This window comes from Mesorhizobium sp. J8 (assembly GCF_016591715.1).
GTDB lineage: Bacteria > Pseudomonadota > Alphaproteobacteria > Rhizobiales > Rhizobiaceae > Mesorhizobium.
This window is the reverse complement of the sequence record NZ_AP024109.1, coordinates 4,489,178-4,507,472: the sequence shown is the minus strand read 5'-3', so window position 1 is coordinate 4,507,472 and position 18,295 is coordinate 4,489,178. Positions and strand designations below refer to the sequence as shown.

General features: G+C 63.8%; 16 protein-coding genes and 1 pseudogene. 9 read left to right on the top strand and 8 right to left on the bottom strand.

Annotated features, from left to right (window positions below):
* Positions 1 to 48 precede the first annotated feature (48 nt).
* The 3 genes from MJ8_RS21640 to MJ8_RS21630 all read right to left on the bottom strand — a co-directional run bounded on the left by MJ8_RS21640 (position 49) and on the right by MJ8_RS21630 (position 3,880).
* Positions 49 to 1,698 carry a thiamine pyrophosphate-binding protein gene (locus tag MJ8_RS21640; protein WP_201410770.1) on the bottom strand — a complete coding sequence of 550 codons (1,650 nt, stop codon included), beginning with the start codon at positions 1,696 to 1,698 and terminating at the stop codon, positions 49 to 51.
* The gene (locus MJ8_RS21635) at positions 1,695 to 2,867 is read right to left on the bottom strand and encodes a CaiB/BaiF CoA transferase family protein (protein ID WP_201410769.1); all 1,173 of its coding nucleotides are present in this window, start codon (positions 2,865 to 2,867) and stop codon (positions 1,695 to 1,697) included. Before MJ8_RS21635 ends, MJ8_RS21640 begins: the two co-directional genes overlap by 4 nt.
* Before the next feature lie 80 nt (positions 2,868 to 2,947).
* Positions 2,948 to 3,880 (bottom strand): alpha/beta fold hydrolase, encoded by a 933-nt coding sequence (locus MJ8_RS21630; protein ID WP_201410768.1) that lies wholly within the window; start codon positions 3,878 to 3,880, stop codon positions 2,948 to 2,950.
* A 305-nt stretch (positions 3,881 to 4,185) separates the two neighbouring features.
* Between MJ8_RS21630 and MJ8_RS21625 the strand changes: the two genes are divergently transcribed.
* From MJ8_RS21625 to MJ8_RS21610, 4 genes are all read left to right on the top strand, one after another.
* A complete protein-coding gene (locus tag MJ8_RS21625; protein WP_201410767.1) occupies positions 4,186 to 5,187 on the top strand; it encodes a ribonuclease T2 family protein in 1,002 nt (333 codons plus the stop codon).
* 280 nt (positions 5,188 to 5,467) lie between these two features.
* Entirely contained in the window at positions 5,468 to 7,117 is a 1,650-nt protein-coding gene (gene ettA / locus MJ8_RS21620) for an energy-dependent translational throttle protein EttA (protein ID WP_201410766.1), read from the top strand.
* 39 nt (positions 7,118 to 7,156) lie between these two features.
* Positions 7,157 to 7,924 (top strand): trans-aconitate 2-methyltransferase, encoded by a 768-nt coding sequence (gene tam, locus MJ8_RS21615; RefSeq protein ID WP_201410765.1) that lies wholly within the window; start codon positions 7,157 to 7,159, stop codon positions 7,922 to 7,924.
* A gap of 117 nt (positions 7,925 to 8,041) precedes the next feature.
* On the top strand, positions 8,042 to 9,163 hold the full coding sequence (locus MJ8_RS21610; RefSeq protein ID WP_201410764.1) for a beta-ketoacyl-ACP synthase III: 1,122 nt from the start codon (positions 8,042 to 8,044) through the stop codon (positions 9,161 to 9,163).
* A gap of 10 nt (positions 9,164 to 9,173) precedes the next feature.
* Here MJ8_RS21610 and MJ8_RS21605 read toward each other — a convergent pair whose 3' ends face one another.
* Positions 9,174 to 9,740 carry a methyltransferase family protein gene (locus MJ8_RS21605; protein WP_201410763.1) on the bottom strand — a complete coding sequence of 189 codons (567 nt, stop codon included), beginning with the start codon at positions 9,738 to 9,740 and terminating at the stop codon, positions 9,174 to 9,176.
* A 180-nt stretch (positions 9,741 to 9,920) separates the two neighbouring features.
* On the opposite strand from MJ8_RS21605, the pseudogene MJ8_RS21600 reads away from it, so the two are divergent.
* Together MJ8_RS21600 and MJ8_RS21595 are read left to right on the top strand one after the other, a co-directional pair.
* A pseudogene (locus MJ8_RS21600) lies at positions 9,921 to 10,551 on the top strand (MOSC domain-containing protein).
* A gap of 170 nt (positions 10,552 to 10,721) precedes the next feature.
* On the top strand, positions 10,722 to 11,402 hold the full coding sequence (locus tag MJ8_RS21595; protein ID WP_201410762.1) for an outer membrane protein: 681 nt from the start codon (positions 10,722 to 10,724) through the stop codon (positions 11,400 to 11,402).
* Positions 11,403 to 11,620: 218 nt separating this feature from the next.
* Here the strand turns inward: MJ8_RS21595 and MJ8_RS21590 are convergent, their stop codons facing one another.
* From MJ8_RS21590 to tsaA, 3 genes are all read right to left on the bottom strand, one after another.
* Positions 11,621 to 12,463: an SDR family oxidoreductase gene (locus MJ8_RS21590; protein ID WP_201410761.1), complete on the bottom strand. Its 843-nt coding sequence runs from the start codon at positions 12,461 to 12,463 to the stop codon at positions 11,621 to 11,623.
* A gap of 146 nt (positions 12,464 to 12,609) precedes the next feature.
* Positions 12,610 to 12,924 carry a DUF2293 domain-containing protein gene (locus MJ8_RS21585; protein ID WP_201410760.1) on the bottom strand — a complete coding sequence of 105 codons (315 nt, stop codon included), beginning with the start codon at positions 12,922 to 12,924 and terminating at the stop codon, positions 12,610 to 12,612.
* Positions 12,921 to 13,427 (bottom strand): tRNA (N6-threonylcarbamoyladenosine(37)-N6)-methyltransferase TrmO, encoded by a 507-nt coding sequence (gene tsaA, locus MJ8_RS21580; protein ID WP_201410759.1) that lies wholly within the window; start codon positions 13,425 to 13,427, stop codon positions 12,921 to 12,923. Before tsaA ends, MJ8_RS21585 begins: the two co-directional genes overlap by 4 nt.
* A 140-nt stretch (positions 13,428 to 13,567) precedes the next feature.
* Here tsaA and MJ8_RS21575 point away from each other — a divergent pair, with 140 nt between their 5' ends.
* Both MJ8_RS21575 and metF read left to right on the top strand, forming a co-directional pair.
* Positions 13,568 to 14,575 carry an ArsR/SmtB family transcription factor gene (locus MJ8_RS21575; protein ID WP_201410758.1) on the top strand — a complete coding sequence of 336 codons (1,008 nt, stop codon included), beginning with the start codon at positions 13,568 to 13,570 and terminating at the stop codon, positions 14,573 to 14,575.
* Entirely contained in the window at positions 14,575 to 15,492 is a 918-nt protein-coding gene (metF, locus tag MJ8_RS21570; protein WP_201410757.1) for a methylenetetrahydrofolate reductase [NAD(P)H], read from the top strand. Before MJ8_RS21575 ends, metF begins: the two co-directional genes overlap by 1 nt.
* Positions 15,493 to 15,877: 385 nt before the next feature.
* On the opposite strand, the gene MJ8_RS21565 is transcribed toward metF, so the two are convergent.
* Positions 15,878 to 16,798: a DMT family transporter gene (locus MJ8_RS21565; protein WP_201410756.1), complete on the bottom strand. Its 921-nt coding sequence runs from the start codon at positions 16,796 to 16,798 to the stop codon at positions 15,878 to 15,880.
* 212 nt (positions 16,799 to 17,010) lie between these two features.
* On the opposite strand from MJ8_RS21565, the gene MJ8_RS21560 reads away from it, so the two are divergent.
* Positions 17,011 to 18,231, top strand: coding sequence for an alanine racemase (locus MJ8_RS21560; protein WP_201410755.1), 1,221 nt, complete (start codon positions 17,011 to 17,013; stop codon positions 18,229 to 18,231).
* The last annotated feature ends 64 nt before the right edge of the window (positions 18,232 to 18,295 follow it).

Here is an 18,295-nt window from a genome sequence, read left to right as displayed (position 1 = left end):
AACTTTGAAGGCTGGCGCGAGGAACTCAGCTTAAACTCTTGTCGGCGCTCAGCTCTTGTTGCGGATCTGCGTCAGCGTGCGGGTCGGCGTGATCGCTTCGGGATCGAGCTTGATCTCCATGATCGCCGGCTTGCCGCTGGCCAGCGCGCGTTCGAAGGCCGGCGCGAAGTCGGCGGTTTTTTCCACCGTCTCGCCATGGCCGCCATAGGCGCGGGCAAGTGCTGCAAAGTCAGGGTTCTTGAGCTCGGTGGCGACGACGCGGCTCGGATATTCCCGCTCCTGATGCATGCGGATCGTGCCGTAAATGCCGTTGTTGACGACGATCACGACGATCGGCAGGTCATACTGGACGGCCGTCGCGAACTCTTGGCCGTTCATCAGGAAGCAGCCGTCGCCGGCAAAGGCAATCACGGTGCGGTCCGGGAACAATGATTTGGCGGCGACCGCGGCCGGCGTGCCGTAGCCCATCGAGCCGGAGGTGGGCGCCGCCTGCGTGCCGAAGCGGCGGTTGCGATAGAAGCGATGCACCCAGGTGGCATAGTTGCCGGCGCCGTTGGTAAGGATGGCGTCCTCCGGCAGGACCTTTCCCAGATGTTCGATGATCGGGCCCATCTGGACGGCGCCCGGGCCGGTCTGGGGCGGGGTCGACCATTCGAGATAGGCGGCATGCGCCTTTTCGATCTCGGCAGCCCAGACAGGCTTGGCGGCGGGCTTGCGCCTTGCGAAGGCCTCGACGAAAGCGGCGGGCGAGGCATTTATGGCTATGGTCGGCCGGTAGACGCGGCCGAGCTCGCCGGCATCGGCGTGGACATGCACCAGCGCCTGGTCGGGGTAGGGGCTCTTCAGCAGCGTGTAGTCGGAAGACGGCATCTCGCCCAGGCGGCCGCCGATCAAAAGCACCACGTCGGCCTGCTTGATCCGCTCCGCCAGCTTCGGATTGATCCCGATGCCGACATCGCCGGCGTAGTTCGGGTGGAGATGGTCGAACAGCATCTGGCGGCGGAAGGAACAGCCGACCGGCAGCGACCAGCTCTCGGCGATCGCGCGCATATGCGCCACCGCTTCCTCGTTCCAGCGCGTGCCGCCGAGGATGACGAAAGGACGCTTGGCGTTGGTGAGAAGCATCTGCAGCGCGTCGAGCTCGGCTTCGCCCGGGCGCGTCTCGACCGGCGTGTGCGGCAGCGCTGCCGGCGCTTCGACCTCGCTGGTCAGCATGTCCTCCGGCAGCGAGATGACGACGGGGCCGGGACGTCCCGATGTTGCGACGGCGAAGGCGCGGGTGACGAATTCCGGGATGCGCGCGGCGTCGTCGATCTCGACCACCCATTTGGCGATGTCGCCGAAGAAGCGCTTGTAGTCGACCTCCTGAAAGGCCTCGCGTTCCTTGGCGTGGCTCGCGACCTGGCCGATGAAGAGGATCATCGGCACCGAATCCTGCATGGCGATATGGACCCCGGCCGAGGCGTTGGTGGCGCCGGGGCCGCGGGTGACGAAGCAGATACCGGGCTTGCCGGTCAGCCGCCCCTGGCAGTCGGCCATCATTGCGGCGCCGCCTTCCTGGCGGCAGACGATGGTCCGGATCGAAGAGTCATGCAGCGCGTCGAGCACCGCGAGATAGGATTCACCCGGAACGCAGAAGATGCGGTCGGTGCCGTTTGCCTCGAGCGCCTCGACGATCAGCTGTCCGCCGGTCTTCATTTTGATCTCTCCAGTTCGGCAAGGATTTCCTGCGTGTGCTCGCCAAGACGCGGCGAGGGACGCTCATAGACGAGCGGCGTGCCCGACATCACCATCGGCGCGCGCACCGAGGGCAGGCGGTTGCCATGGCCGTCGTCGAGGTCGAGCCGCATGCCGCGCGCGATGGTCTGGGGGTCGGCGAACATCTGGCCGATCGTGTTGATCGGGCTCGCCGGCACGCCCGCTGCCTCTAGCTTCGTCAGCAACGGATCGCGATCCCAGGCGGCGAGGGTTTCGACGATACGTTCGCGCAGCTTCACACGGTTGGCGACGCGGGCCGGGTTGGTGGCGAAATCCGGATTGGCGGCCAGATCGGTGAGGCCGACCACCGCGCAGAACTTGCCGAACTGTCCGTCATTGCCGACTGCCAGGATGATATGGCCGTCGCGCACCGGCAGGACCTCGTAAGGGGCGATGTTCATATGCGCATTACCCACCTGCACCGGCGACTTGCCGGAAACCAGATAGTTGAGGTTCTGGTTGGCGAGCGCCGCGATCTGGCTGTCGAACAGCGCCATGTCGATGTGCTGGCCCTCGCCGGTCCTTTCGGCATGGCGAAGCGCTGCCTGGATGGCGACTACCGAATAGAGGCCGGTGAAGAGATCGGAGATGGCGACGCCTGCCTTCTGCGGCTCGCCCCCGGGCTCGCCGGTGATCGACATCATACCGGCCATGGCCTGGATGATGAAATCGTAGCCTGCGCGCGGCGCGTAAGGACCGTCCTGCCCGAAGCCGGTGATCGAGCAATAGACGAGGCGGGGATTGAGCGCCTTGAGGCTTTCGTAGTCGAGGCCGTATTTCTTCAGTCCGCCGAGCTTGAAGTTCTCGATCAGCACGTCGGCGGTGGCGACCAGCTTGCGCAGCGTCTCGGCGCCCTCGGGCTTGGAGAAATCGATGGCGATGGAGCGCTTGCCGCGATTGCAGGAATGATAATAGGCGGCCGAAAGGTTCTCGCCGTCCTGGCTCATGACGAAGGGCGGACCCCATTTGCGGGTGTCGTCGCCGCCGTCCGGGCTCTCGACCTTGATGACATCGGCCCCGAGATCGGCGAGCAACTGCCCGGCCCAGGGACCGGCCAGGATGCGGGCGAGTTCGATAACGCGGATGCCTTTCAGCGGAGGTTCGGCCATGGATCACCGTGGTTAGACAAAGCGCAGCCTCTAGCAATCGGGGCCGGCCGTGTCACGACCCATGCAGTAGGCCACGCCGCTCAGGACTTCAGCACGCTGTCGACCCAGGCGGCAAAATCGTTCATGACGGTATCGCGGTTGATCTCGTTCAGGCTTTCGTGGCGGGTTTCCGGGTAAACCCTTGAAACCAGATTCGAAAAGCCCATTGCCCCCATGCGCCTTGCCAGGTGATGGACCGCCTTGCCGTAGTCGGATGCGGGATCCTTCTCGCCACCGATGAGGTTGACTGGCAGGTCGCGGCGCACGGCTGCGAAACTCGAATCCTTGCCGGCGTAAAGCGCCATGTTGACCACATCGCGCCACATCGAGATGGAGGCATCCCAGCCGCAGAGCGGATCGGCGACATATTTGTCGACCTCGGCGGGATCGCGCGACAGCCAATCGAACAGGGTCCGGTGGTTGGGCACCGCCTTGCCGCAGGCCTGGAAAGTGAGCTTGGGCAGAAGCCGCGACGGCACGTCGGAGCCCAGCCGCATGCGTTCCCAACCGAGGATGAGCAGCGCCAGCTGGCCGAGCAGGCCAGCTGAGAAATTGCCGTTCCAGATCGCGGCAGCATGGATACGTTGCGAGTGGCGCAGGACAAAGTTCAGCGCTACCGAGGCGCCGAGCGAATGTCCAAAAGCGATCACCGGCAAGCCCGGGTGCTTCCTTGCGATCAGATCGTGCACGGCGTCGACATCCGCGATCACCTTGGCGATGCCGTCCACGTCCGCGAACTTGCCGAGCGGCGCGTCGGGCGCTTTCGTCCCGCCATGGCCACGATGGTCATGGGCATAGACGTGGAAACCTCTTTGGCTGAGGAAGTCGGCAAAGCGGGCATAGCGCGCCGCGTGCTCGGCCAAGCCGTGATTGATCTGGACCGCCGCGCGCGGACGTTCCGCGGCTTCTTTCACATAAAGGTTTAGCTCGGCCCCGGTCGGTGAGGCCACGCTGTCTTGCTTGTCGAATGGCATGTCGCGCTCCCCAGAGTCGGATGATTTCAGGTCGATTCGACCTGAAATCATCCGACTCCAAACCCCTAGAGAAGAGCATGATGGCGTCCGAAAACCGCTTCACACTTTTCGGCATCATGCTCTGGTCGACTGTTGGGCGAGGGCTTTGCCGGCGTCAAGTGGACAAGCGCGCTTGCGGACACGCCGATGAAGGCGCTCGGCTGGGGATTGTTTTTTTCGCGCGACGAAAAAGATCGCAATTCTGACACGTCGGCTGTTCTAGTGTGACGAATCCAATACGGTTCAATGATCGCCGGGAGAGCGGGATGCGGGTTTGGGCATTGTGGGGTTCGATGGTGCTGGTCGGTGCCTGGGTCGGCGCGGCGCATGCCGACGTCAAGATGAGCGGGACCTTCGTGGCCGACAGCGCCTGCCCGGCGACGCAGGCCATCAAGAGCGGCAAGAACCCAGGCAATATCTCGACGCAGGCCGGGCAGAGCTACGATCTCCTTGCCGGCAACAAGGACGAGCCCACCCACTACCTTATCCAGGTGCCCGGAGCCGATCCGGAGCGGCGCTGGGTGAAGATCAGCTGCGGTCATTTGAGCGGCGGCAGCGCGGCTACCGCGCCTTCCGGTCAGACCAAGCCGTCGTCGGCCTCCGGAAAACCCGAATATGTCTTTGCCTTGAGCTGGCAACCGGCTTTCTGTGAGACCAAGGCGAGCAAGCCCGAATGCAAAGCGCAGAACCCCGGCGAGTTCGACGCTTCCCACTTTACGCTGCATGGGTTGTGGCCGCAGCCGAACGGCAATTTCTATTGCCAGGTGTCGGCGAGCGACAAGGCCAATGACAATCCCTCGCATTGGGGTGACCTGCCGCCGGTCGATCTCGACGCAAACACGCGCGCCGAGCTCGACCAGGTGATGCCGGGCACGGCGTCCAAGCTCGAGCGCCACGAATGGATCAAGCACGGCACCTGCTACGGCAAGAGCCAGCAGGAGTATTTCTCGGACGCGCTCAACCTGATGCGGGCGGTGAACGGCTCGGCGGTGCGTGATCTCTTCAACAAGAACATCGGCAAGCAATTGACCTCGGACCAGATCCGCGGCGCCTTCAACGAAGCCTTCGGGGCCGGCGCTGGCGATCGCGTGCGCGTGTCCTGCCTGGTCGATCCGTCGAGCGGTCGGCGCATGATCGGCGAGATCACGCTCGGCCTGTCCGGCCCGATCGGCCCGGACAGCAAGCTTGCCGATCTCCTGATGGCATCCGCCCCGACGGCCAAGGCCGGTTGCCCCAAGGGCACGGTCGACGCGATCGGCTTCCAATAGGCGGAAGTTACTTGGCCAGGTCTTTTCCGGTCAGGCTGATCCTTTTCAGGCTGATCGGGGCACCGCCTGTAGGATCATCGCCTCGCTGCCCGGCTCGCCCACCGCGCGGTCGCGGCCGCTGAGCTTGGCCTTGTAGAGACGCTGGTCTGGTTGCGCAGGCCAGCGAATGGGCGCGGATTGGCCTCTGCGCGCCGAAAGCGATTGCCGTTCGGCCCTTCATCGCCTACATAGCGCCCAACCCCCATCCACCTTGACACTTCAGTTTCCAGGGAAAGCGCGCGTGGCTCGCCAGTTCATCTACCACATGTCAGGCCTGTCGAAGGCCTACGGCACCAAGAAGGTGCTCGATAACATCCACCTGTCCTTCTATCCGGACGCCAAGATCGGCATCCTCGGACCCAACGGCTCGGGCAAGTCGACGATCCTGCGCATCATGGCCGGGCTCGACAAGGAGTTCCAGGGCGAGGCCTGGCTGGCCGAGGGCGCGACCGTCGGCTACCTGGCGCAGGAGCCGCAGCTCGACGCGAGCAAGACCGTGCGCGAGAACGTCATGGACGGCGTCGCCAGGAAGACGGCCATCATCGAACGCTACAATGAACTGATGATGAACTATTCCGACGAGACGGCCGACGAGTCGGCCAAGCTCCAGGACGAGATGGACCGCCTCAATCTTTGGGACCTCGAACAGCAGGTCGAGATGGCGATGGATGCGCTGCAGTGCCCGCCGCCGGACTCCGAAGTGACCAACCTGTCGGGCGGCGAGCGCCGCCGCGTGGCGCTGTGCCGGCTGCTGCTCGAGCAGCCCGACCTGCTGCTGCTCGACGAACCGACCAACCATCTCGACGCCGAAACCACGCAATGGCTGGAAAAGCACCTGCGCGACTATCCGGGCTCGGTGCTGATCATCACCCACGACCGCTACTTCCTCGACAACGTCACCGGCTGGATCTTGGAACTCGATCGCGGCCGCGGCATCCCCTACGAGGGCAATTACACCAAATATCTCGACGCCAAGGCCAAGCGCCTGATCCAGGAGGGGCGCGAGGACGACGCCCGCCAGAAGGCGATCTGGCGCGAGCGCGAATGGATTCAGTCCTCGCCCAAGGCGCGCCAGACCAAGTCCAAGGCGCGTATCAAGGCCTATGAAGAGCTGGTCGAGCAGTCGCAAAGCCGCAAGCCGACCGACACGCAGATCGTCATCCCGTCGAGCGAGCGCCTCGGCAATGTCGTCATCGAGGTCGAAGGCCTCAACAAGGGCTTTGGCGACGAGCTCTTGATCGAGAACCTGTCGTTCAAGCTGCCGCCGGGCGGCATCGTCGGCGTCATCGGCCCGAACGGCGCCGGCAAGACGACGCTGTTCAAGATGATCACTGGCCAGGAGACGCCGGATGCCGGCACGATCCGCAAGGGCGAGACGGTGCGGCTCGGCTATGTCGACCAGAGCCGCGACGCGCTGGATCCGAACAAGACGGTGTGGGAAGAGATCTCCGGCGGCGCCGAGGTCATCAAGCTCGGCAAGCACGAGGTCAACAGCCGTGCCTACTGCTCCTCTTTCAACTTCCGCGGCGGCGACCAGCAGCAGAAGGTCGGCAACCTGTCGGGCGGCCAGCGCAACCGCGTCCACCTGGCCAAGATGCTGAAGGGCGGCGGCAACGTGCTTTTGCTCGACGAACCGACCAACGACCTCGACACCGAAACGCTGGGCGCGCTGGAAGACGCGCTCGAAGCCTATGCCGGCTGCGCGGTCATCATCAGCCACGACCGCATGTTCCTCGACCGCATGGCCACTCACATGCTCGCCTTCGAGGGCGACGCGCATGTCGAATGGTTCGAGGGCAATTTCGAGGAATATGAGAAGGACAAGCTGCGCCGCCTGGGCGCCGAAGCGGCGACCCCGCACCGCATGACGCACAAGCGGCTGACGCGGTAGCATCGGTTGGGGGGGCGGCGAACAGAGCGAGGTTCTCACATGGCTGACTGGTCCGCCGCCCAATATCTGAAGTTCGAGGATGAGCGCACGCGGCCCGCGCGGGATCTCGTCGCGCAGGTGCCGGTCGATTTTCCACGCCGCGTCGTCGATATCGGCTGCGGTCCGGGCAACTCGACCGAGCTTCTGGTCGAGCGCTGGCCGGATGCAAAGGTGAGCGGCTTCGACACCTCGCCCGACATGATCGAGAAGGCGCGGGCGCGGCTGCCCAACGTCAATTTCGAGCTGGCGGACGCCGCCGGATGGCAGCCCGAGCATCCCGTCGACGTCATCTTCGCCAACGCCGTCTTCCAATGGCTGCCGGAGCATCCGGCCGTGTTCCAGCGGCTGATGGGGCTTTTGGCGCCGGGTGGCGCCCTGGCCGTGCAGATGCCGGACAATCTCGGCGAAGCCTCGCACCAGCTGATGCGCGAAACCGCGGCGGAAGTGCCGTTCGCGGCCAAGCTCAAGGGCGCCGCGCGCGGGCCGCTGCCGCCGGTGTCGTTCTACTACGATCTTTTGTCGCCGCTCGCCGACCGGCTCGACATCTGGCACACGATCTACAACCACCCGCTTGCCGACGCCGAGGCGATCGTCGAATGGGTCAAGGCGACCGGGTTGAAGCCCTTCCTCGATCCGCTCGACGCGGATGAGAAGAAGGTGTTCCTCGACAGCTACACCGCCAAGATCGCCAAGGCCTACCCGAAGACGGCGAACGGCAAGGTGCTGCTGTGCTTTCCGCGGATATTCATCGTCGCTAAGCGTGCTTGAGCATCACCACCTGAATGCCAGCGGCGGTTGTCGAATTAAGCTGGAATAAACCGGGCAAATGCGACAAGTGTAGCCTCTCGCCTCGGCACACCTTGCCGCCCCTCGGACGGATTGGACATGCATCGCGTCATCATCAGCGGCATCGGCGCCGAAATCCCCGAACCCGTCATCACCAATGAAGAGCTGGTTGCAAGCTTCAACAGCTGGGTCGACACCGAGAATGCGCGCCGCGCCGACACCGGCGAGCCCCTCTTGCAGAAGTCGGACAGCGACTTCATCGTGCATGCCTCGGGCGTCAAGAGCCGCCATGTCATCGAGCGCGAGGGCATCCTCGATCCGACCCGCATGGCGCCGCGCATTCCGGCGCGGCCGGACGACGCGCTGTCGCTGGAGGCGGAGTTCGGCATCGCATCGGCCAGGAAGGCCCTTGCCCATGCAGGCGTCGAGGGGTCGGACATCGATCTGGTGATCTGCTCGGCCTCGCATCATCAGCGGCCCTATCCGGCCATCGCCATCGAGATGCAGGAGGCCTTGGGCACCAAGGGCGCCGGCTTCGACATGGGGCTGGGCTGCTCCTCCGCGGCGGCGGCGCTGCATGTCGCGGTCAACCTGGTGAGGGCAGGGGCGCACAAGCGCATCCTGGTGTCGACGCCGGAGATCATCACCGGACACCTCAACTTCCGCGACCGGCAGACGCATTTCATCTTCGGCGACGCCTCGGTCGCCATGGTCGTCGAGGGGCTGGCGCAAGGCGAAAAGCGGCCGGGGCGCTTCGAGGTGCTCGACACGCGCACCTGGACGCAGATGTCGAACAACATCCGCACCAATCTCGGCTACCACACGCGCACGTCCCAGGACGATCCCTATATGATCAACCTGGAAGGCAATCTCATCAAGCAGGTCGGCAACAAGGTGTTCAAGGAAGTCACCGTCGCCGGTCAAAAATTCATCGTCGAGTTCCTGGCCGAGCACGGGCTGACGCCGGAAGGCATCCGCCGCTTCTGGCTGCACCAGGCCAATGCGCGCATGAACGCGATGATCCTGAAACTGTCCTTCGGCCACGATGTCGATCACGACCGCGCGCCCATGGTGCTGGAGCGGCTCGGCAACACCGCCGGCGCCGGCGCGATCGTGGCGCTGTCGGAGAACCATGCCGACATGAAGGCCGGCGATTTCGGCCTGATCTGCGCCTTCGGCGCCGGTTATTCGATCGGCGGTGCGCTGCTCAGGATGCTTTGAGGACGCGGCTTCACGCCGGCGCGAAGGGCACCAGCATCGGCACGCGCCTGGCGTAATCGTCGTAGGCCGGGCCGAGCTCACCGCGCAGGAACCTCTCTTCCAGTCTCGCCTTGACGACGACGCCGACGAGCAGCAGGGCGGCGCCTGCTACGCCCCAAACCGTGCCTTTGACCGCCATGGTCGCGAGGACGGACAGCATCAGCCCGGTGTAGATCGGGTGGCGTACCAGGCCATAGGGGCCGGTATCGATCACGCGATGATCGGCCTTGGCGGTGACATTGGCCGACCATAGCCGACCGAGATGCAGGCGCGCCCACCAGGCGAAGGCGATGCCGATGGCGATAAGCGCAATGCAGATCCAGGCCTCGGTGAGCGTCGGCGTCCAGAGCCTGAGCCGGCCGACATAGCCGTGTGCCGGCACGAACATCAGCGCGGTGCCGGCCAGCCAAAGGACGCGATAGCGCGCCTCCGACTTGAGATCGGCGCGCTTTTGCGCCGGATCGGCCCAAGCAGCCGCAAGCACCCAGGATACCACCCAGAACAGCCAAAGCGCCGCGACGGCGTGTCCAACCTGCATGATCGAACCTCCTCCCGATTGCGCGCGATCGTCTATGCCGCAGGCACGGCAGCATTGCGGCTCGCGTCGACCGGCGAAAGGGATTGGCGGTAAGAAGATCGTGATCGCCATCAAGCGGCGTGATCGGATCATCAGCGCTTTCGACTGGACCGCCTTCTTCGGCACCTTTAGACCAGCGGCATGCAGGAAACGAACCTTGAGCTTTTTCCCGCGGCGGAACCGGTGGTCGACATCGTGCCCAGCCGCAAGCTGCCGGCGAAGGCAGCGGCGCTCTATGCCGCCCCGCACGATCATTTCGAGACGCGGGCGGTCGAGGAACTGCTGCTCGGCTTCGACGGTATCGCCGGCGACTTCCATGGCGGAACGACGCGGCGCTCGGGCGGGCGCGAGCCCTGGTATCCGCGCGGCACCGAAATGCGCAATGAGCGGCAATTGTCGCTGGTCGCGGCGGACGAGCTTGCGATCGTCGCCCAACGCATGGGGCTCAAGGAGATCAAGCCGGAATGGATCGGCGCCAATCTTGTGATCGAAGGCGTGCCGCATCTGTCGATGCTGCCGGCCGGCTCGCTGATGTTCTTCAAGGGTGGCGTGACGCTCAAGGTCGACGGCCAGAACAAGCCGTGCCGCGTTGCCGGGCAATCAATCGCCGAGCATGTCGGCGCCCCGGATATCAACGCCGCCGCGCTGCTCTTTCCCAAGGAGGCGAAACGGCTGCGCGGCCTTGTCGCCTGGGTCGAAAAGCCGGGCCGTGTCATGATTTGGTGAAGAGATATCGGTTCGCGTGCCCGAGCAGTGGATATATCGAGCATAGACTTAGTTTGAGCGATGCTAATTTAGTTAATCCGCAACTTCCCTTATACGACCGGGAGTTGGTGTTACAATTGTACAACACGCTCGTCATTTTCGGATTGGACCATTCGACGGCGTTTTTACGCTTTGCGACTTCTGGTAGAAGCGCGTGTAAATGAGGGGTTGGGTGCAATGAAATTTCTGCTAGCTACCGCTTTCGTCCTTGGCCTTGTCAGCGCGGCATCGGCGGCCGACGTTGTGGTCGAACCGGGCGCTTCCGCGTACAATTGGTCGGGTGTTTACGTCGGTGGAAACATCGGCTGGTCGCGGTTGAAGAGTGACTGGCACGACATTGATGATGATTGGACCGGCGGTTCATTCGATGCCGGTTCTGACGGCGTCTTGTTGGGCGGTGTGATCGGCTACAACCATGAGTTCGCCAACAATGTCGTCATCGGCATCGAAGCCGACCTGGCCTACACATCCAACAGCCGGAGCTTTGATGCACCAGATTCCGGACGCGTCGATCTTACCAACAAGATGAATCTTTTCGGCACCGTGCGCGGGCGCCTGGGCTATGCGTACGACCGTTTCCTGCCTTATGTCACGGGCGGACTTGCCGTTGCCAATTTCAAGCATCAATGGACCGAGACTGGCGACGCGCCCGATAGCTGGCCAGATTTCGGCGGTACCGACGCGGGTTGGACGGCAGGTGCCGGCATTGAGTACGCCCTTACCGATCACTGGACCGCCAAAGCGGAATATCTTTACGCCGATTTCGGCGACGTGACCTCGCGGAACCAGGAGGGTTTTCGCATGCGGGTCGATCGCTCCGTGAATACGGTTCGGTTCGGGGTGAACTACAAGTTCTAAGTGTCGACGCAAAGAACTCGTGGTTCCGAAAGGGAGCAGCGGGCTCTTAGAGCAATTCCAGGAAAAGTTTGAGCGGTTTTCCACCCGGAATTGCGTGAAAACAGGAGATAGAGCATTTCACCGTTCCGTGAAACGGTGAAATGCTCTGGTCAGCCGAATGTAACGGATGCAGCCAAGCAATCCGGCTGCGCTGCTTTGCGGCGTCGCCGGATCGTAGCTCAGGCAGCTTTCCGGTTCTTGTTGGCGCCCTGCGCCATCACCGAGACATGGTCCCATTTTTCCCAGGTGGCGATGCGGTTGGCATATTCCTGCCGGATCATCGGCAGGCCGCCGTCGCCGAAGAAGACCCTGAGTGGCGGCTCCGCGGCATCGACGATGGCGAGCATCGCCGGACCGGTCGCTTGCGGATCGCCGGCAACCGAGCGGCTGCGGCGCTCGGCCATCGCCGCGCGGACCGGTTCGTAGACGTCCATCGGCTTGGAGACCTTGGCCGACGGGCCGGCCCAGTCCGTCGAGAAACCGCCCGGCTCGACCAGGGTCACGTGAATACCGAACTGCGCGACTTCCAGGCTGAGCGACTGGCTGAAGGCTTCCAGCGCCCATTTCGAGGCATGGTAAAGGCCGATCGAGGCAAAGGCGTTGACGCCGCCGATCGACGAGATCTGGATGATATGGCCGGATCGTTGGGCCCGCATGATGGGCAGTGCCGCCTGGGTGACCCAGAGCGCACCGAAGACGTTGGTTTCGATCTGGTCGCGCGCCTCCTGCTCGGTGACTTCCTCGATGGCGCCGAAATGGCCGTAGCCGGCATTGTTGATGACGACGTCGAGGCGGCCGAAGCGCTTGTGTGCCTCTGCGATTGCGGCGTCGACCGCCTGTTTGTCGGTGACGTCGAGTTTTATGGCAGCGACCTTGTCGCCGTATTTCTCGACGAGATCGGCGAGCGTGGCGGCATCGCGGGCAGTGGCGGCGACACGATCGCCGCGGGCGAGCGCTGCCTCGGCCCAGACGCGGCCAAAGCCCTTCGACGATCCGGTGATGAACCAAACCTTATCAGTCATGATCTTTGATCCTTGCCCAGAGGGCGATGAATTCGGAGGGGCAAACGGAGGAATCTCCGCTTATTCCATCTACGGCGCCGCCGCCGTTTTTCCAGAGGCGGCACCCGAATTAATTGGCGGAATGCGCCGTAGGGGAGCGCAGACGCCTATTCGTCCTCGTCGTCTTCCTCGAGCAGCCTCGTCGCGCGCCAGCGGGTGAGCACCGCATTGGTCTGCTCGATGACGAAGAAGCGCGCCGAATCCCGGTCATAGCCTTCGGCGAGGAGCTTTTCGTAATCGGTGTGGGCGTGGCGGACATGGGCGATGGTCGCCAGCCACACCGCGATCGTCGGCGGCAGGGTCTTCATGTGCACGGAACCGGCGTCGGCGCGGATCTTCTCCATGTCGGCATAGGGGGCGAGGGGAAGAAGCGCGGTCAGCGCCTTGGCGATGGCGCGGCGGCGGCCAGTGGGGGCCCTCATTTGTCGTCGCGCCCGGCAATGGTCGCTTCGGGGAAGGCGTCGGTGGACGCGTAGTAGGGCTTGATGTCGACGACCGGCGTGCCGTCGAGCACATCGATGGCGTCGATCCCGATCCGCCCGGCCTCGATATCGAGGGCGACGAGCTTCGCCACATGCAGGCCGACAGGGTTCGGACGGGCAGGAGAGCGCAGCGAGAAAACGCCTTTCGGTTCAGCCGCATGGCGGGGTTTCTGCACGATCAGATTCCGCGGCGCGTGATGGAGCCAGGACAGGACGACGATGTGGCTGGCGCGTTCCAGGTTCTGCAGCCCCGGTCGATAAGGCTCGTCGATCAGGACTGTTGCGGCTCGCCCGGATTCGCGGGCGGCGCGCATGTTCTTGGGGCAATCCTCGCGGCTGGTCCAGGGCGAGACGATGCGGCCGATGAAGACGATATGCCCGTCCGGCCGTTGTTGCGCCGGATCGGCCGCAAGAAGCGTTTCACCTTCGCGGGTCTGGAACATCCTCTTCACTCCGCTCAAGAACCGTCCGCGCGGCGCGGATCACGGCTGCGCCATTTTCTTGTCCGGAAGCGACATAGCGCTTGCCAGGGTTCTAAAATCGACATAAACATATCTTTATATCTTTCAACGAGAGCCCGCTCATGCATGTCTCGCTCGACACAATGGTAGATACATTGAAGGCGGCGGCCGAATCCAGCCGGCTGCGCATCCTGGTGCTGCTTTCGCGGGGCGATCTCACCGTCTCCGACCTCACCGAGATTCTTGGACAGTCGCAGCCGCGCGTCTCGCGCCATCTGAAGCTTTTGCTCGATGCCGGGCTGATCGGCCGCTATCAGGAAGGGTCCTGGGCCTTCTTCAGGCTGACCGATACGGACAATTCGCGCGATTTCGTGCAGCGCCTCGTCTCCGGCATCAGTGAGGCCGATGCGCAGGTGGTGCGCGATCTCGAGCGGCTGGCGGCGGTGAAGCGCAAGCGGCAGGACCGGGCCGCCGAATATTTCTCCGAGAACGCCGCGAGCTGGGATCATATCCGCTCGCTGCATGTGCCGGACCGCGCGGTGGAAGCGGCGCTCATCAAGCTCGTCGGCAAACGGCCGTTCCAATCGATGCTCGACCTCGGCACCGGCACGGGCAGGCTGCTCGAAATCTTCGCGCCGCTCTACCGGCGCGGCGTCGGCATCGACATGTCGCGCGAGATGCTGACGGTCGCGCGCGCCAATCTCGACAAGGCCGGCATCGCCAATGCGCAGGTTCGCCAGGGCGATATTTTCTCGCCGCCGGTCGAGCGCAACGCCTTCGATCTCGTCACCATCCACCAGGTGCTGCACTATCTCGACGATCCCGCCCGCGCCATCGCCGAAGCGGCAAGGCTGCTTAGGCCGTCCGGCAGGCTGATCGTCGTCGACTTCGCGCCGCATAATCTCGAATTCCTGCGCGACCAGCACGCGCATATGCGGCTGGGCTTCTCCGATCGGCAGATATCCGACTGGTTCGCGGAGGCCGGTCTCGACCTCGAGGATAGCCAGGAGTTCGAGCCGCGCGGCGGCAACGAGGCAAGGCTGACCGTCAAGCTCTGGCTCGGCCGCGATCGCCGCCTGCTGATCGCCGATCCGTCCAACGACGCACTTCCAGCAAGGGAAACAGCCTGATGAACCAGTTCCGCTTTTCCCGCCGTCCCGACATCGGCGACAAGGTCAGGGTTTCGTTCGAGTTCTTCCCGCCGAAAACGGATGAGATGGAGGCAAAGCTCTGGGACACCGTCACAAGGCTCGAGCCGCTCAAGCCGAGATTCGTGTCGGTGACCTATGGCGCCGGCGGTTCGACCCGCGAGCGCACTGCGCGCACCGTCAAGCGCATCCTCAACGAGACGTCGCTGACGCCGGCGGCGCACATGACCTGCGTCGACGCCGCGCGCGATCAGGTCGACACAGTCATCCGCGAGTTCGCCGACATGGGCGTCAAACGCTTCGTGGCGTTGCGCGGCGATCCGGCGGCCGGTGTCGGCACAAGCTATCGTCCGCATCCCGACGGCTACGCCAACGGCGCCGAACTGGTCGGCGCGCTGAAGAGCGTCGGCGATTTCGACATTTCGGTCTCGGCCTATCCGGAAAAGCATCCGGAAAGCCCGGATTTCGCCACCGACATCGACATGCTGAAGCGCAAGGTCGACAATGGCGCGACGCGGGCGATCACCCAGTTCTTCTTCGACAACGATCTCTACGAGCGCTATGTCGAGCGGGCGCGGCGCGCCGGCATCTATATCCCGATCGTGCCGGGCATCCTGCCGGTGCATAATTTCACGCAGGTCGCCAATTTCTCGTCGCGCTGCGGCGCGCTGGTGCCGGCATGGCTCGCCGAGCGTTTCGAAGGGCTGGAGAACGACCCGCAGACGCACGCGCTGGTGGCCTCGGCCGTGGCGGCCGAGCAGGTGCTCGACCTCGTTGAGCGCGGCGTCGGCGACTTTCATTTCTACACGATGAACCGTGCCGATCTCGTCTTTGCCGTCTGCCACATGATCGGCATCCGCTCGCATGAGGCGGAGGCGACCGGATCGGCCGCGGCTTGAGCCAAGCTGTAGGTCAGGATTTGCAATGGAAAAGGCCGGGTGGAAACCCGGCCTTTTCGAACTGTTGGACTATTCTCGGTGCTTAGTCTTCCCGGCTTTGGCGGGTCAGGGAAGCACACCTATGATAAGGGCACCGATGAATGCGAATGCGGCACAAATCATCAAAGCGTTGATCGGCCTCGTCAGTCCCATGTCATAGCCTCCTCTTCAGAGCTATGGCAGGAGTCTAGGGTCATTTGGGCCACAGGCAAGCGGAAAACGTGCTGCAATGCGACATGATTGTGAAATCCGCGACCTGGAATTGGTCGTTAGCCGTTGAAACTCTTCGGCAAAAGCCGGCTTCGCCGTTGTGAATAAATTGTGGCGGCGGTGTGGCATGACACCGCTACCATCTGCCGAACAGCCGCCCGTCGATGGTGATCAGACCTAAACCGATCAGCGTCATGCCGCCGATCTCGAACAGCGCCAGCCGCTCGCCAAGGAAGAGGAAGCCGAGCAGCACCGCGCTGACCGGCACGATCAACGTGACCAGCGAGGCATTAGTGGCGCCGGCCGAGGCGACGAGGTTGAAATAGAGGATATAGGCAAAGGCGGTGGAGAGCAGCGCCAGCCCCAGCACCGCGGCCCAGACCGGTGGCGAGGCCGAGAACAAGCCCGTCGGCCCATAGGCAATGAGCACGATGGGGATCATGATGATGGTCGAGGCGGTCAACTGCCCGGTGGCGATGACCGGCGAGGGCACACCCTTGAAACGGCGCGCGATCATCAAGGCGATCGCATAGGACACCGAGGCGCCGATCAGCGCGAATTTGGCCCAGACCGGTCCGCCGAGACCGGCAACAAGCCCCGGGCCGATCATTACGGCTGTTCCCGCAACACCGAGCGCGATGCCGGCCAGCTTGTTCCAGGAGAGCTTCTCGTCGGTCGTGAGCGCATTGGCCAGGATCAACGTCCAGAACGGCGTCGTCGCATTGAGCACCGAGGCGACGCCGGCGCCGAGCTGCGTCTGGCCGGCGAAGATCAGCGAGAAGGGCACGACATTGTTGGTGAGCGCCAGCAGGAAGAACAGGCCGGCATGCGGGAAGGCGAGCCGGAACGACGGGCCGCGCACCGCCAGATAGAGCTGGAGCGCGATCGCGGCGATGGCGACGCGAAACAGCACCAGCGCCAGCGGATGGATCTCGGACACGGCAATGCGGGCAAAGAAGAACGAGCCGCCCCAGATCGCGCCGAGCAAGAGAAGCTGCGCCCAATCCTTGAGCGTCATCGGTCCGCGCGTCGGCGCGGCACCGGCTATAGTGGACATGTCCTGTTCCTCCCCGGGCCGATCGCAATCCCGGCCGTCACACCTCACCAACCGATATCGGATTCGCGGGCAAGGGCCACCCGAAACGTGACTGGTGGTCTAGGGTCGAAAAAATGTGCAACCGGCCGCTCCGGGCCGCCAGACACAGAAGTGTTTTCTTTGGCGGCTAGCTGGGATTAATTGTGCGCGCTCCAGACCCCGAGGATTCGTCCATGCAGCGATTCGAAAATGCCCGCGATGCGGCACTGGCGCTTCGTCCCGACGATCCGGTCTATTGTTTCCGCCCGCAGGTGCTGAAGGCGGACGCGTTGCAGTTCATGGGCATGTTTCCCGGCAAGACCGCCTACGCTGTGAAGACCAATGGCGAGCAGATCGTGCTGAAGACGCTGGTGGAAGCCGGCGTCAGCACCTTCGACGTCGCTTCGCCCGGCGAATTCGCCGCCGTGCGGGCAGTCTCGACGGATGCCGAGATGCTCTACATGCACCCGGTCAAGGCGCAGTCGGACATCAAGCTGGCGCTGGAGAAATACGGCATCCGGGTAATCTCGCTCGACCATGAGGACGAGATCACCAAGCTGACGCGTGTGGTGCGGGCGCTCGACATCGACCCCGGCGCCATCACCGTCTTCGTGCGCATCCAGACCAAGGGTCACGCGGCTTACGAATTGTCGAAGAAGTTCGGCGCCGGGCCAGCCAATGCCGTCGAACTTGCCGAGCGGCTGAACCGCACCGGCTACAAGGTCGGGCTCTGCTTCCACGTAGGCAGCCAGATCGAGGATCCCGATACTTATGAGAGGGCATTGGCTTCGGCCGATTGGGTGCGCAATCGCCTGACCTTCGACATTGCCGGGCTGGATGTCGGCGGCGGCTTCCCCGCCGAATACGGCCACGATCCCAACCGCAAGCAGGTCGAGATGCCTTCGCTCGGCCAGTTGATGTCGCGGCTCGCCGGCGACCTGAAGGAGTATCAGTTCGACCAGATGCCGCTGGTGGCCGAGCCCGGGCGCGTGATCGTTGCGCGCTGCCTGTCCTTGATCGTTCGCGTGCTGCTGCGCAAAGGCAAGCGGCTCTACATCAATGACGGCATCTGGGCGTCGCTGTCGGATTCATGGACGGGCAAGATCACGCTGCCGGCGCGCTTCATCCCGGATCCCGCGATCCGCACGCGCAATGGCGACGAGAAGACCGTCGTGCCGTTCAAGGTCTGCGGCGCGACCTGCGATTCCGTCGACATCCTGTCCAGGCCGTTCTGGCTGCCGGAAACGGTCGACACCGGCGACTGGATCGAGATCGGCCATATCGGCGCCTACTCGCTGTCGCTGAGAACCCGCTTCAACGGCTTCTTCCCCGACACCTTCGTCGAGGTGACGACGCCGTTCGACGAAGGCGACGCGCCGGAGGGATTTGCGAGTCTGGAGACGATGGCGGATTGAGCTCCCCCTTCTCCCCTTGTGGGAGAAGGTGTCGCCGAAGGCGACGGATGAGGGGTGTTCCAGG